Origin of the sequence: Microbacterium sp. BE35, from assembly GCF_031457705.1 — a bacterium.
Classification (GTDB): domain Bacteria; phylum Actinomycetota; class Actinomycetes; order Actinomycetales; family Microbacteriaceae; genus Microbacterium; species Microbacterium trichothecenolyticum.
In genome coordinates, this window is record NZ_JAVDXD010000002.1 from 1,134,515 (window position 1) to 1,146,481 (window position 11,967).

At 70.1% G+C, this 11,967-nt stretch carries 11 protein-coding genes; 9 read left to right on the top strand and 2 right to left on the bottom strand.

Features of this window, described 5'->3' with window-relative positions; genetic code table 11:
• The first annotated feature begins 35 nt into the window (after positions 1–35).
• The 7 genes from argC to argH are packed head-to-tail and all read left to right on the top strand — an operon-like array spanning position 36 to position 7,959.
• The gene (gene argC, locus J2Y46_RS11235) at positions 36–1,112 is read left to right on the top strand and encodes an N-acetyl-gamma-glutamyl-phosphate reductase (RefSeq protein ID WP_045297222.1); all 1,077 of its coding nucleotides are present in this window, start codon (positions 36–38) and stop codon (positions 1,110–1,112) included.
• The gene (gene argJ / locus J2Y46_RS11240; protein WP_045297221.1) at positions 1,109–2,266 is read left to right on the top strand and encodes a bifunctional glutamate N-acetyltransferase/amino-acid acetyltransferase ArgJ; all 1,158 of its coding nucleotides are present in this window, start codon (positions 1,109–1,111) and stop codon (positions 2,264–2,266) included. Before argC ends, argJ begins: the two co-directional genes overlap by 4 nt.
• Positions 2,263–3,162, top strand: coding sequence for an acetylglutamate kinase (gene argB / locus J2Y46_RS11245; protein WP_045297219.1), 900 nt, complete (start codon positions 2,263–2,265; stop codon positions 3,160–3,162). The genes argJ and argB overlap by 4 nt, the downstream gene beginning before the upstream one ends.
• On the top strand, positions 3,159–4,373 hold the full coding sequence (locus tag J2Y46_RS11250) for an acetylornithine transaminase (protein ID WP_045297217.1): 1,215 nt from the start codon (positions 3,159–3,161) through the stop codon (positions 4,371–4,373). Before argB ends, J2Y46_RS11250 begins: the two co-directional genes overlap by 4 nt.
• Positions 4,370–5,293, top strand: coding sequence for an ornithine carbamoyltransferase (gene argF / locus J2Y46_RS11255; RefSeq protein ID WP_310242312.1), 924 nt, complete (start codon positions 4,370–4,372; stop codon positions 5,291–5,293). The genes J2Y46_RS11250 and argF overlap by 4 nt, the downstream gene beginning before the upstream one ends.
• Positions 5,294–5,306: 13 nt before the next feature.
• The gene (locus tag J2Y46_RS11260) at positions 5,307–6,482 is read left to right on the top strand and encodes a heparan-alpha-glucosaminide N-acetyltransferase domain-containing protein (RefSeq protein WP_310242314.1); all 1,176 of its coding nucleotides are present in this window, start codon (positions 5,307–5,309) and stop codon (positions 6,480–6,482) included.
• 43 nt (positions 6,483–6,525) lie between these two features.
• Positions 6,526–7,959 carry an argininosuccinate lyase gene (argH, locus tag J2Y46_RS11265; RefSeq protein ID WP_310242316.1) on the top strand — a complete coding sequence of 478 codons (1,434 nt, stop codon included), beginning with the start codon at positions 6,526–6,528 and terminating at the stop codon, positions 7,957–7,959.
• A 58-nt stretch (positions 7,960–8,017) separates the two neighbouring features.
• Here argH and J2Y46_RS11270 read toward each other — a convergent pair whose 3' ends face one another.
• Together J2Y46_RS11270 and J2Y46_RS11275 are read right to left on the bottom strand one after the other, a co-directional pair.
• Entirely contained in the window at positions 8,018–8,614 is a 597-nt protein-coding gene (locus J2Y46_RS11270) for a hypothetical protein (RefSeq protein WP_045297211.1), read from the bottom strand.
• A 4-nt stretch (positions 8,615–8,618) separates the two neighbouring features.
• Complete coding sequence (locus J2Y46_RS11275) at positions 8,619–9,218, bottom strand: hypothetical protein (protein ID WP_045297209.1); 600 nt, start codon at positions 9,216–9,218, stop codon at positions 8,619–8,621.
• A gap of 154 nt (positions 9,219–9,372) precedes the next feature.
• On the opposite strand from J2Y46_RS11275, the gene tyrS reads away from it, so the two are divergent.
• Positions 9,373–10,719 carry a tyrosine--tRNA ligase gene (gene tyrS, locus J2Y46_RS11280; protein ID WP_396653176.1) on the top strand — a complete coding sequence of 449 codons (1,347 nt, stop codon included), beginning with the start codon at positions 9,373–9,375 and terminating at the stop codon, positions 10,717–10,719.
• Between the two features lie 45 nt (positions 10,720–10,764).
• On the top strand, positions 10,765–11,586 hold the full coding sequence (locus J2Y46_RS11285; RefSeq protein ID WP_310242320.1) for a DUF4184 family protein: 822 nt from the start codon (positions 10,765–10,767) through the stop codon (positions 11,584–11,586).
• Positions 11,587–11,967 lie beyond the last annotated feature (381 nt).

Here is an 11,967-nt window from a genome sequence, read left to right on the forward strand (position 1 = left end):
TCCGGCCCTCAGCCCCAGACTCTAAGGTGGAATCCATGACATATTCGGTCGCCGTCTCCGGCGCATCCGGCTATGCGGGCGGCGAGATCCTGCGGATCCTCGCCGCGCATCCCGACGTCGAGATCCGCACCGTGACCGCGCACTCCAACGCGGGACAGCCGCTCATCCAGCACCAGCCGCACCTGCGCTCCCTCGCGCACCTGACCCTCGCCGAGACCTCACCCGACGTGCTCGCCGGTCACGACATCGTCTTCCTGGCATTGCCTCACGGCCAGTCCGGGCAGTACACCGACGCCCTCGGCGACACGCCCCTCGTGATCGACGCGGGAGCCGACCACCGGCTCGAGTCGGTCGCCGACTGGGATCGCTTCTATGGGGGCGACTTCCACGAGCCGTGGGTCTACGGCGTTCCCGAGCTTCCGGTGGCCGGCACGAAGCAGCGCGAGAGGCTCGTAGGCGCATCCCGCATCGCGGCTCCGGGCTGCAACGCCTCCACGGTGAGCCTGAGTCTCGCGCCAGGTGTCGCTGCCGGCGTCATCGACCCCTCCGACATCGTCACGGTGCTCGCCGTCGGCCCGTCGGGGGCGGGCAAGAGCCTCAAGACCAACCTTCTCGGCAGCGAGATCCTCGGCACGGCCAACCCGTACGCCGTCGGGGGTACGCACCGGCACATCCCCGAGATCCGCCAGGCCCTCGCCGCCGCGCGCACCGCAGCGATCGAGCCGGGTGCGGACTCACCGGACCAAGGAATCCGGATCTCTTTCACCCCCGTGCTGGTGCCGATGTCGCGGGGCATCCTCGCGACCTCCACCGCCCCGATCGCTCCCGGCGTGACCGACGACGAGATCCGCGCCGCGTGGGAGTCCGCGTACGGCGACGAGACGTTCGTGCAGCTGCTGCCGGCGGGGCACTTCCCGCGCACGGCCGACGTCCTCGGTGCCAACACGGCGCTGATGGGCCTCGCGATAGACCGCGCGGCGAACCGGGTGACGGTCGTCACCGCGGTCGACAACCTCGTCAAGGGCACGGCCGGAGCCGCCGTGCAGTCCATGAACATCGCGCTGGGGCTCGCCGAGGGCACCGCGCTCACCGTGAACGGAGTCGCGCCGTGAGCGTCACCGCGCCCCAGGGATTCGAGGCGGCGGGCGTCGCCGTCGGCCTGAAGTCGACCGGCAGACCCGATGTGGCGGTCGTCGTCAACCGCGGTCCGCTCAAGGTCGGTGCCGCCGTCTTCACGAGCAACCGCGCGAAGGCCAACCCGATCATGTGGTCGCAGGAGGTCATCCGCGACGGCGTGGTGGAGGCGATCGTCCTCAACTCCGGTGGGGCGAACTGCTTCACGGGCTCGTTCGGCTTCCAGACGACGCATCAGACCGCCGAGACGGCCGCCGAGCTGCTCCAGGTGAGCGCCGGAGACATCCTGGTCTGTTCCACGGGCCTGATCGGCACCGGGGACGAGGTGTTCCGCGCCAAGGTGCTCGCCGGCACCGAGCAGGGCATCGCCGAGCTCTCCACCGACGGCGGGGAGGCAGCATCCCTTGCGATCATGACCACGGACTCGAAGCCGAAGCGCGCGGTCGCGAGCGGCGACGGCTGGTCGATCGGCGGCATGGCGAAAGGCGCCGGGATGCTGGCACCCGGCCTCGCGACGATGCTCGTGGTGATCACGACCGACGCGGTGCTGGATTCGGCACAGGCCGACGCTGCGCTGCGCGACGCCACCGGCCGCACTTTCGACCGGCTCGACTCGGACGGCTGCATGTCGACGAACGACCAGGTCACCCTCATGGTCAGCGGCGCCTCCGGCGTCACCCCCGATCCCCACGCGTTCGCGGCGGCGCTCGCCGAGGTCTGCCAGGATCTCGCGCAACAGCTGCAGGGCGACGCCGAGGGTGCGAGCCACGACATCACGATCGAGGTGGTCAACGCCGCGTCGGAGGACGACGCCGTCGAGGTCGGCCGGTCGGTCGCGCGCAACAACCTGTTCAAGGCGGCGATCTTCGGCAACGACCCGAACTGGGGCCGCGTGCTCGCCGCGATCGGCACGACGCGGGCCGCGTTCGACCCGTACGACGTCGACGTGTGGATGAACGGCGTGCGCGTGTGCAGCGCCGGGGGTCCCGACGCGCCGCGCGAAGCCGTCGACCTCACGCCGCGAGCGACCCGCCTGGTGATCGATCTGAAGGTCGGCGCGGCGACGGCGACGATCCTCACCAACGACCTCACCCACGACTACGTCCACGAGAACAGCGCGTACTCCTCATGACCGACCTGCAAGAGACCGATCCCGGCGAAGCCAGCGCCAGGGCGGTGACCCTCATCGAGTCGCTGCCGTGGCTCAGGCGCTTCCGCGACCAGATCGTCGTCGTGAAGTACGGCGGCAACGCGATGGTCAGCGAAGAGCTGCAGGATGCCTTCGCCGCCGACATCGCCTACCTCCGCTACGTCGGGGTCAAGCCCGTCGTGGTGCACGGCGGGGGCCCGCAGATCTCGTCGATGCTCGACCGCCTCGCGATCCCGAGCGAGTTCAAGGGCGGCTACCGCGTCACCTCGACCGAGGCGATCTCGGTGGTGCGCATGGTGCTCACCGGCCAGATCAATCCGCAGCTGGTCTCGAAGATCAACGCGCACGGACCGGTCGCGACCGGCCTCAGCGGTGAGGACGCCGGCCTGTTCGGCGGCCGTCGCCGCGGCGTCGTCATCGAAGGCGTCGAGCATGACCTCGGTCGTGTCGGCGACGTCGTCGAGGTCGATCCGCAGCCGGTGCTCGATCAGATCGAGGCCGGCCGCATCCCCGTCGTCTCGAGCATCGCGCCCGACCTCGACCACCCGGGACACTCGCTGAATGTGAACGCGGATGCCGCGGCATCCGCCCTCGCCGTCGCGCTCGGCGCGGCGAAGCTCGTGGTGCTCACCGACGTCGCGGGGCTCTATGCCGACTGGCCCAATCGCGACTCGCTCGTGTCGCACCTGACCTCGACGGAGCTGAAGGCGATGCTGCCCACGCTCGAATCGGGCATGATCCCGAAGATGGCGGCGTGCCTGGAGGCCGTCGAGGGCGGCGTCGAGACCGCGGCCATCATCGACGGGCGGGTGCCGCACTCGGTACTCGTGGAGATCTTCACCAGCAAGGGAATCGGAACAGAGGTGGTGCTCGGATGACGTGGCAGGACGATGCGGGGCGCGACCTCGTGAAGAGCTTCGGTGCTCGCATGCAGATGTTCGTGCGGGGCGAGGGCTCGTACTTGTGGGACGCCGACGGCAAGCGCTACCTCGACTTCCTCGCGGGGATCGCGGTCGATTCGCTCGGCCACGCACACCCGGTGTTCGTCGACGCGATCGCCGCGCAGGCTGCGACGCTGGCGCACGTCTCGAACTACTTCGCGACGCCACCGCAGCTCGCGCTGGCCGCGACCCTGAAGCGCCTCGCCGGCACCGGCGACGAGGGCCGCGTGTACTTCGGCAACTCCGGCGCCGAGGCGAATGAGGCTGCGTTCAAGCTCGCCCGCCTCCACGGCGGCGCCGAGCGCCCGCGCATCCTCGCGCTCACCGACGCGTTCCACGGCCGCACGATGGGCACGCTCGCCCTCACCGGCAAGCCCTACATGCAGGAGCCCTTCCTCCCGATGACCCCCGGCGTCGAGTTCATCGACTCCACTGTCGACGCGCTCGAGGCCGCGATCGACGACCGCGTCGCGGCACTGTTCGTCGAGCCCGTCAAGGGCGAGGCCGGCGTGATCCCGCTGCCTGAGGGCTACCTCGCGGCGGCGCGCGAGCTCACCGAGCGCCATGGCGCGCTCCTCATCATCGACGAGATCCAGACCGGCGCCGGTCGCACGGGGGAGTGGTTCGCCTTCCAGCACGAGGGCGTCACCCCCGACGCGATCACGGTCGCCAAGGGCATCGGCGGCGGCTTCCCGATCGGAGCGCTCATCACGTTCGGCGCTGCGAGTGAGCTGTTCTACCCCGGCACGCACGGCTCGACCTTCGGTGGCAACGCGCTCGGCACCGCCGTCGCGGGCGCCGTGCTCGGCGAGATCGAGCGGGCAGAGCTGGTGCGCAACGCCGCGGAGCGCGGTGCACAGCTGCGGGCGGCGATCGAGGGCATCGACTCGGATCTGATCGACGGATGCCGCGGCTCGGGCCTGCTGATCGGCATCGGGCTGACGCATCCTGTCTCGAAGGCGCTCGTCGCGGCGGCGCAGGAGCATGGTCTCGTGATCAACGCACCGAACGACGAGACCATCCGCCTCGTCCCCGCCCTGACGATCGGCGACGTCGAGATCGACGAGTTCGTCGAGCTCTTCACCGCGACCCTGCGCACCGTCGAGGACGCGCTCGTGCTCGATGCGTCGACGGAGGTTCCCGCATGACCCGCCACCTGCTGCGCGACGACGACCTGACGCAGGCCGAGCAGGACGAGATCCTCGATCTCGCGGTCGCGCTGAAGGAGGACCGCTGGAAGCTCAAGCCCCTCGAAGGTCCGCAGACCGTCGCGGTCATCTTCGACAAGTCCTCGACCCGCACGCGCGTCTCGTTCGCGGTCGGCATCGCCGACCTCGGCGGCTCGCCGCTCATCATCTCGACCGCGAACAGCCAGCTCGGCGGCAAGGAGACCCCGGCCGACACGGCACGCGTGCTCGAGCGCCAGGTGGCGGCCATCGTGTGGCGCACATACGCACAGGCCGGCCTCGAGCAGATGGCCGAGGGCACCCGTGTGCCCGTCGTCAATGCCCTGAGCGACGACTTCCACCCGTGCCAGCTGCTCGCCGACCTGCTCACCATCAAGGAGCACAAGGGCGACCTGGCCGGGCTCACCCTGTCGTTCTTCGGCGACGGCAAGTCGAACATGGCCCACTCGTACGTGCTGGCCGGTGTGACCGCCGGCATGCACGTGCGCGTCGCCTCGCCCGAGGCGTACGCGCCGCGGGACGACGTGATCGCCGACGCCGACCGCCGCGCGGCCGAGACCGGCGGCTCGGTCACCCTCTACACCGACGCCAACGAGGCGGCGGCCGGTGCCGACGTCATCGTCACCGACACGTGGGTATCGATGGGCAAGGAGGAGGAGAAGCTCGAGCGCCTCCGCGACCTCGGCGGGTACAAGGTGACCCAGGAGCTCATGGGGCTCGCGAAGGACGACGCGATCTTCATCCACTGTCTGCCCGCCGACCGTGGCTACGAAGTCGACGCAGAGGTGATCGACGGCCCGCAGAGCGTGGTGTGGGACGAGGCCGAGAACCGGCTCCACGCCCAGAAGGCCCTGCTCGTCTGGCTCCTCCGCCAGGACTGAGAGCGCCCGATCGGTGAGCGGGCCAGGGCTGAGCGACACTGAGCGCTCCGCGCCGCGCGCCGACGGCTGGCTCGCCACGCGCTGGGAGCGCCTGAACGGTCCCGCGCGCATCGACGGGGTCGATCTCGCGCGCGGTCTCGCGGTGCTCGGCATGTTCGCCGCGCACCTGCTCTCGATCACGGAGCCGTTCGACGTGCTCGAGCCCGACACGTGGATCGCCGTCGTGTCGGGACGTTCCTCGATCCTGTTCGCGACGCTCGCGGGGGTCTCGATCGGGCTGGTCACCGGAGCCAGGACGCCGCTCACGGGCGATGCGATGAGCACCGCGCGAGGGCGGCTCGCCGTGCGGGCAGGACTGCTCTGGGTGCTCGGCATCCTGCTCATCGCCACCGGCGTGCCTGTGTTCGTGATCCTTCCGGCCTATGCGCTGATGTTCCTGCTGGCGCTGCCGCTGACGTCCCTGCCGGCGCGCGTGCTGCTGCCGCTCGCCGCGGGGCTGGCACTGGTCATGCCGTTCGTGCAGATCGTTCTCGATGCGCTCCCGTTCTGGAGCACCCCGATCGGCGGCCCGGTGTCGCTCGGACTCGGGTGGCACTACCCGTTCACGACGTGGATCGTGTTCGTCGTGGCCGGCCTCGGCGTCGCCCGCGCCGGCGTGGCCCGGCTGCGGGTGCAGGTGCGGCTCGTCGTCGCCGGCGCCCTGCTCGCCGCGCTCGGCTATGGACTCGGTGCCGCGACCGGCGCGGATCCCGGGGCTGAGGCGGCGTCGTACCTCGGAGCGCTGTGGACCGTCCGACCGCACTCGACCGGCCTGCTCGAGGTGATCGGCTCCGGCGGCTTCGCACTCGCCGTGCTCGGGGTGTGCCTGCTCGTGTGCCGCACGTTCCTCGCGTGGGTCGTGTTGCCGCTGCGCGCCGTCGGCGCGATGCCGCTGACCGCGTACACACTCCAGCTCCTGGTGTGGGCCGCCGTCGCCGCCGCGGTGCTGGACCGGGTCGGCGATCTCGCCGGCTTCCGCGCGCTGCTGCCCTTCTGGCCGCTCACCATCGGCACAGTCGTGCTGTGCACGGCGTGGGCGCTCCTGGTCGGCCGCGGCCCGCTCGAGACGCTGCTCGATTCGGCCTCGCGCTTCGCCGTCCCCGCCGGACGAGGTCCCCGCATGGATGCTGCCGCCGATCGGCGACGGTGACATACCGGCGGTCGGGTGGGTGGTGCGTCGGTAGGCTGGTCGAGTGAGTGAATCGAAGGGCGACGGCGGTACCAACGAAGGCGCACTGTGGGGAGCCCGCTTCGCGTCGGGGCCGTCCCCGGCGCTCGCCGAGCTGAGCCGATCGACCCACTTCGACTGGGATCTCGCACTGTACGACATCGCCGGCTCCCACGCCCACGCGAAGGCGCTCGCCGCGGCGGGGTATCTCACGGCCGACGAAGAGCAGTCCATGCACGAGGGCCTCGATGAGCTCGCACGAGGCGTGACCGACGGGACGCTTCGGCCCGCGGCATCCGATGAAGACGTCCACGGCGCTCTCGAGCAGGCGCTGATCGGCGTCGTCGGCGCCGATCTCGGCGGAAAGCTGCGCGCCGGTCGCAGCCGCAACGACCAGATCGCGACGCTCGTGCGGATGTACCTGCTCGACCACTCGCGGACGATTGCGCGTGAGACCCTCCGCCTCGTCGACGCGCTCGTGGCCCAGGCCGACGCGCACCCCGAGGCGATCATGCCGGGCCGCACCCACTTGCAGCACGCACAGCCCGTGCTCCTCGCGCACCACCTGCAGGCCCACGCGTGGCCGCTGGTTCGCGACCTGGAGCGCCTGCGCGACTGGTCGGCGCGCGCGGCGGTGTCGCCGTACGGCGGCGGCGCGCTCGCCGGCTCGACTCTCGGCCTCGACCCGCAGCTCGTCGCGCGCGAACTCGGGCTCGATCGTCCGGCGGAGAACTCCCTTGACGGCACGTCCTCGCGCGACGTCGTCGCAGAGTTCGCATTCATCACGGCCATGATCGGCATCGACGTCTCGCGCTTCGCCGAGGAGATCATCCTCTGGAACACGCGCGAGTTCGGCTTCGTGACGCTCGACGACGGCTACTCGACCGGCTCGAGCATCATGCCGCAGAAGAAGAACCCCGACATCGCCGAGCTCGCTCGCGGCAAGGCCGGCCGGCTCATCGGCAACCTCAGCGGTCTGCTCGCGACCCTCAAGGCCCTCCCGCTCGCATACAACCGCGATCTGCAGGAGGACAAGGAGCCGGTGTTCGACTCCGTGCGAACCCTCGAGACGGTGCTGCCCGCGTTCGCCGGCATGGTCGCGACCATGCGCTTCCACACCGACCGCATGGCGGCGCTTGCTCCGCAGGGGTTCTCGCTTGCGACCGACGTCGCCGAGTGGCTCGTGAAGCGGGGCGTCCCGTTCCGCGACGCCCACGAGATCTCGGGGCACCTCGTCCGAGTGTGCGAGGAGAACGGGCTCGAACTGCACGAGGTCTCCGACGCGCAGCTCGCCGGCGTTTCCGAGCGCCTCACGCCCGAGGTCCGGGAGGTGCTGAGCGTGGAGGGCTCGGTCGCGAGCCGCACCGGCGTCGGCGGCACGGCCCCCGTGCGGGTGGCCGAGCAGCGGGCCGAGCTCGTCCAGCGCGTTCAGGACGCCGCGCACGCACTCGGACTCTAGGCCTCAGCGGCGAAAGCCCCTCGCGATCATCAGATCACCAGATCACCAGATCACCAGATCACCAGATCGCGAGGCGCACCAAGGCCGCGACGACGCACGCCCACACCAGGCTGGAGAGCGTGCCGATGATGAAGCGCTCGCGCGCCTCGGCGGTCGCGAGCTCCGAGAATCGGCCGATGCCCTTGAGCGCCACGACCACGGCGATCGCCTCGGGGAATCCGGCGATGATCCCGAGCGTCACTGCGACGCGCTCGAGATAGCCGATCGTCGTGCCTCCGCGCATCACCTCGCGGACGGCGCCCTCGCCGGCGACGGCTCCCGGCAGCGACGGCGCGCGCAGGAGGATGCCGCCGTTGTCGCCCTCTTCGACGCGCCCGTGGCTCGCGATCTCGAGGGTGCGCCGCGTGATCGGGTTGCCGCCGAGCACTCCGAGGGCGGTGCCGAGCATGGCGATGCCCAGCCCGAGGAGCAGCGGCACGTTGACGGGGGACACCGTCACCGCGAGCAGGCACAGGACGACGAGCACGCCCGCGACGACCAGCGGGATCGTCGAGGGCTTGCGGAGGCTGATCACCACGAGCACGAGTGCGCCGCAGAGCGCGAGGAACAGGAAGATCGTGAGCGCGGCGACGAGGATCACGTCCGGGGAGACCATGGCGTCAGTCTGGCACGGGCCCCGGACTCAGCCGCGCGAGCACGCGGACGAGCGCGGGCACCGCTGCCTCCTCCGTCCGAATCCCCGCCGACTTCACGCGCAGGCTGACCGCGCCCTCCGAGATTCCGAGGCGCGCGGCGGCTTCGCGCTGCGTGATCCCCTCGGCGAGCAGGTCGTAGACCTCCCACCCCTCGGCGGTGCGTCGATCGCGCAACTCGACCAGCAGCCGCACGAGCGCCTCGGCGTCGCCCCCGTCCTCGGGTGCGGTGATCGCAACGCGGGTGGCGGCCTTCTTTGCACGGTCGACCGCATCACGCGCGTTCACGAAGGCCTCGCCGCGTGCGGCCCGTACGCTGTCGGGCAGCGGCGATTCGACCTCGCCGACGCCGACCCCGACGCTCCATCGACCCGAGCGGGTCAGGTCGAGCACGATCTCGAGCAGCGCTCCGGCGTCGGCCACTGCGACCTGGACCTCGTCGCCCGCGGTGCGCTCGGGGGCCAGTGCGAGCCCCTGGTGTCCCTTGGCGTGGATGGATGTCAGAGCCGAGGGTACGAGGTCTGCGCTGCTCCGGCTGTCGCGCTGGTCACTGGTGATCACGAACATGCGCCCTCCTTATGCGTGAGAGCTTAACTGAGGCGAAGTTTAGGTTGAGGGCCTCAGCCGAACAAGCCTCTAAGCTTAATACACTACTGATTAAGCTGAGAGACTCAAGTTATTGCACTGTCTCTCCGTCGGACCGCGCGGCGCCGCACCGACCATGCGCCGGCGGGGCGAGGCATCCGTCGCTGATAGCCTGGCGGGCGTGTCTGAAACCGTCGTGAGCGCGACTGCGCCCGCGATCGACCCGGCGTTCGAGAACGTGTGGGACGAGATCGTGTGGCGTGGGCTCGTGCATGTGTCCACCGATCAGGAGGCGCTGCGCGCCCTTCTCTCCGGGGACCCGATCACGTATTACTGCGGCTTCGACCCGACCGCGCCGAGTCTGCACCTCGGAAACCTCGTGCAGCTTCTGACGATGCGCCGCCTGCAGCTCGCGGGCCACAAGCCGCTCGGACTCGTCGGCGGCTCGACCGGACTCGTCGGCGATCCGCGTCCCTCTGCCGAGCGCACCCTCAACACGCGAGAGACCGTGGCCGAGTGGGTCGGCTACCTGCGCTCGCAGGTCGAGCGGTTCCTGAGCTTCGAGGGCGACAACGCCGCGCGCATCGTCAACAACCTGGACTGGACGGCGCCGATGAGCGCGATCGACTTCCTGCGCGAGATCGGCAAGCACTACCGCGTCGGCACCATGCTCAAGAAGGACGCGGTCGCCGCGCGCCTGAACTCCGAAGCCGGCATCAGCTACACCGAGTTCAGCTACCAGATCCTGCAGGGCATGGACTTCCTCGAGCTGTACCGCCAGTACGGCTGTGTGCTGCAGACCGGCGGAAGCGACCAGTGGGGCAACCTCACCAGCGGCACGGACCTCATCCACCGCGTCGAGGGCGTGCACGTGCACGCGATCGGCACGCCGCTGATCACCAACAGCGACGGCACGAAGTTCGGCAAGAGCGAGGGCAACGCGATCTGGCTCGACGCCGCGATGTGCAGCCCGTACCGCATGTACCAGTTCTGGTTGAACACCGACGACGCCGACGTGATCGAGCGGCTCAAGATCTTCACGTTCCTCACGCGCGCTGAGATCGAAGAGTACGAGCGCCTCGTCGAGGCCGAGCCGTTCCGCCGCGCCGCTCAGAAGCGCCTGGCCCTCGAGGTCACGGCGTTCGTGCACGGGACGGATGCTGCGGCCGCCGTGATCGCCGCGTCCGAGGCGCTGTTCGGCCAGGGCGACCTCGCCGCGCTCGACGCGATCACGCTGCGTCACGCGCTCGAAGAGCTGCCCAACGCCACCGTCGCCCCTGGAACGAACGTGGTGCAGGCGCTCGTCGACACCGGACTCGTCTCAAGTCTGTCGGAGGGCCGCCGGGCGATCGCCCAGGGCGGTGTGTCGCTCGACGGCGTCAAGGTCGAGGACGAGTCGGCGACCGTGTCCGGCGCTCTGCCCGGCGGAGCCTCGGTGCTTCGTCGCGGCAAGAAGACGCTCGCGGGCGTGTTCGTCGGCTGACGCCGGTTCACGAGCGGCGTGGCTGCGGGGATGGAAGGCTGACGGATGCCGTTCACCCCGAGCCACGCCGTCGTCGCACTGCCGTTCCTGCGCACGCGACTGGTGCCGGCAGCGATCGCGGTAGGAGCGATGGCGCCGGACCTGCCGCTCTTCGTCCGCGGACTGCCGCTGCATTACGGCGTGACGCACGCGTTCGCGTGGCTGCCGGCGACGATCGTGCTGGCGTTCGCGCTGCTCCTGGTCTGGCGTCTGCTGCTGCGACCGGCGGTGCGCGAGCTCTCGCCGCGGTGGCTGGCGGCGCGGCTGCCGGGGGAGTGGGACGCCGGCGCCGGCCCGGCCCTGCGTGAGACGCTGGCGATCTCGGGGACACCCGCGCGGGTGTCGTGGAGGGGGATGCTGCTGCTGGTCCTCTCACTGGTGGTCGGTGTCGTGAGCCACATCGTGTGGGACCTGTTCACCCATGAGGGGCGATGGGGGACGACGGCGATCCCGGCACTGGAGTCCGACTGGGGACCGCTCCCGGGTTTCAGGTGGCTGCAGCACGGCTCGAGCGCGATCGGACTGGCGGTCATCGGGATCTGGATGCTGGTGTGGCTGGTGCGCCGTGACCCCGAGTCGCCGGCTCCGCGCATGATGCCCTCGTGGGTCCGATGGGCGTGGTGGGTGTCGCTGCCGGTGATGCTGTTGGCGACGTGGGTGTGGGGCCTCGCGATCCTCGGCCCGCTCGACGCGGAGTTCACCTTCGCCCACCTGGGCTACCGCGTGCTTCCGCCCGCGTGCGCGGCGTGGGGAGCGATCACCATCGCGCTGTGCGTTCTGGTGCAGGTGCGCAGGCGACACGCGCTCGGAGTGACGAGTCCCGCATGATTGCGCGGTTGCGGGGTGCGACACGCCCGGGTTGCACCCCCGATTCGACGAGACGTCCAGGACGTACGTAAGGTAATACCTGTTCGCCCCACAGGGAAGCGGAGAGGCCGAGAGCCTTCCCCCCTCAAGCGGAGAACCACCCCCCTTCCTTCGATGCTCGTTCGAGCGTCCCGCGTGCGGGTCGAGGATGGGGTTTCCTGCCTCGGAGACCGCGGTCGCCGACGAGCCGAATGATCTGAAGATCACGGCGTGTCGGTTTGACAGACGGGTCGGGTGGGATAAGATAGTGAAGTTGCCCTGCGGTGATGGCTGTGAAGCCGGATCGTTGGTGCGTCCGATCTTTGAGAACTCAACAGCGTGCACTTGTCAAATGCCAATTTT

Excerpts from the sequence above, each read along its gene's own strand:
- argB (WP_045297219.1), top strand. The coding sequence starts at position 2,263 with ATGACCGACCTGCAAGAGACCGATCCCGGCGAAGCCAGCGCCAGGGCG.
- argF (WP_310242312.1), top strand. The coding sequence starts at position 4,370 with ATGACCCGCCACCTGCTGCGCGACGACGACCTGACGCAGGCCGAGCAG.
- argC (WP_045297222.1), top strand. The coding sequence starts at position 36 with ATGACATATTCGGTCGCCGTCTCCGGCGCATCCGGCTATGCGGGCGGC.
- tyrS (WP_396653176.1), top strand. The coding sequence starts at position 9,373 with ATGCGCCGGCGGGGCGAGGCATCCGTCGCTGATAGCCTGGCGGGCGTG.
- J2Y46_RS11250 (WP_045297217.1), top strand. The coding sequence starts at position 3,159 with ATGACGTGGCAGGACGATGCGGGGCGCGACCTCGTGAAGAGCTTCGGT.
- J2Y46_RS11270 (WP_045297211.1), bottom strand. The coding sequence starts at position 8,614 with ATGGTCTCCCCGGACGTGATCCTCGTCGCCGCGCTCACGATCTTCCTG.
- J2Y46_RS11275 (WP_045297209.1), bottom strand. The coding sequence starts at position 9,218 with ATGTTCGTGATCACCAGTGACCAGCGCGACAGCCGGAGCAGCGCAGAC.
- J2Y46_RS11285 (WP_310242320.1), top strand. The coding sequence starts at position 10,765 with ATGCCGTTCACCCCGAGCCACGCCGTCGTCGCACTGCCGTTCCTGCGC.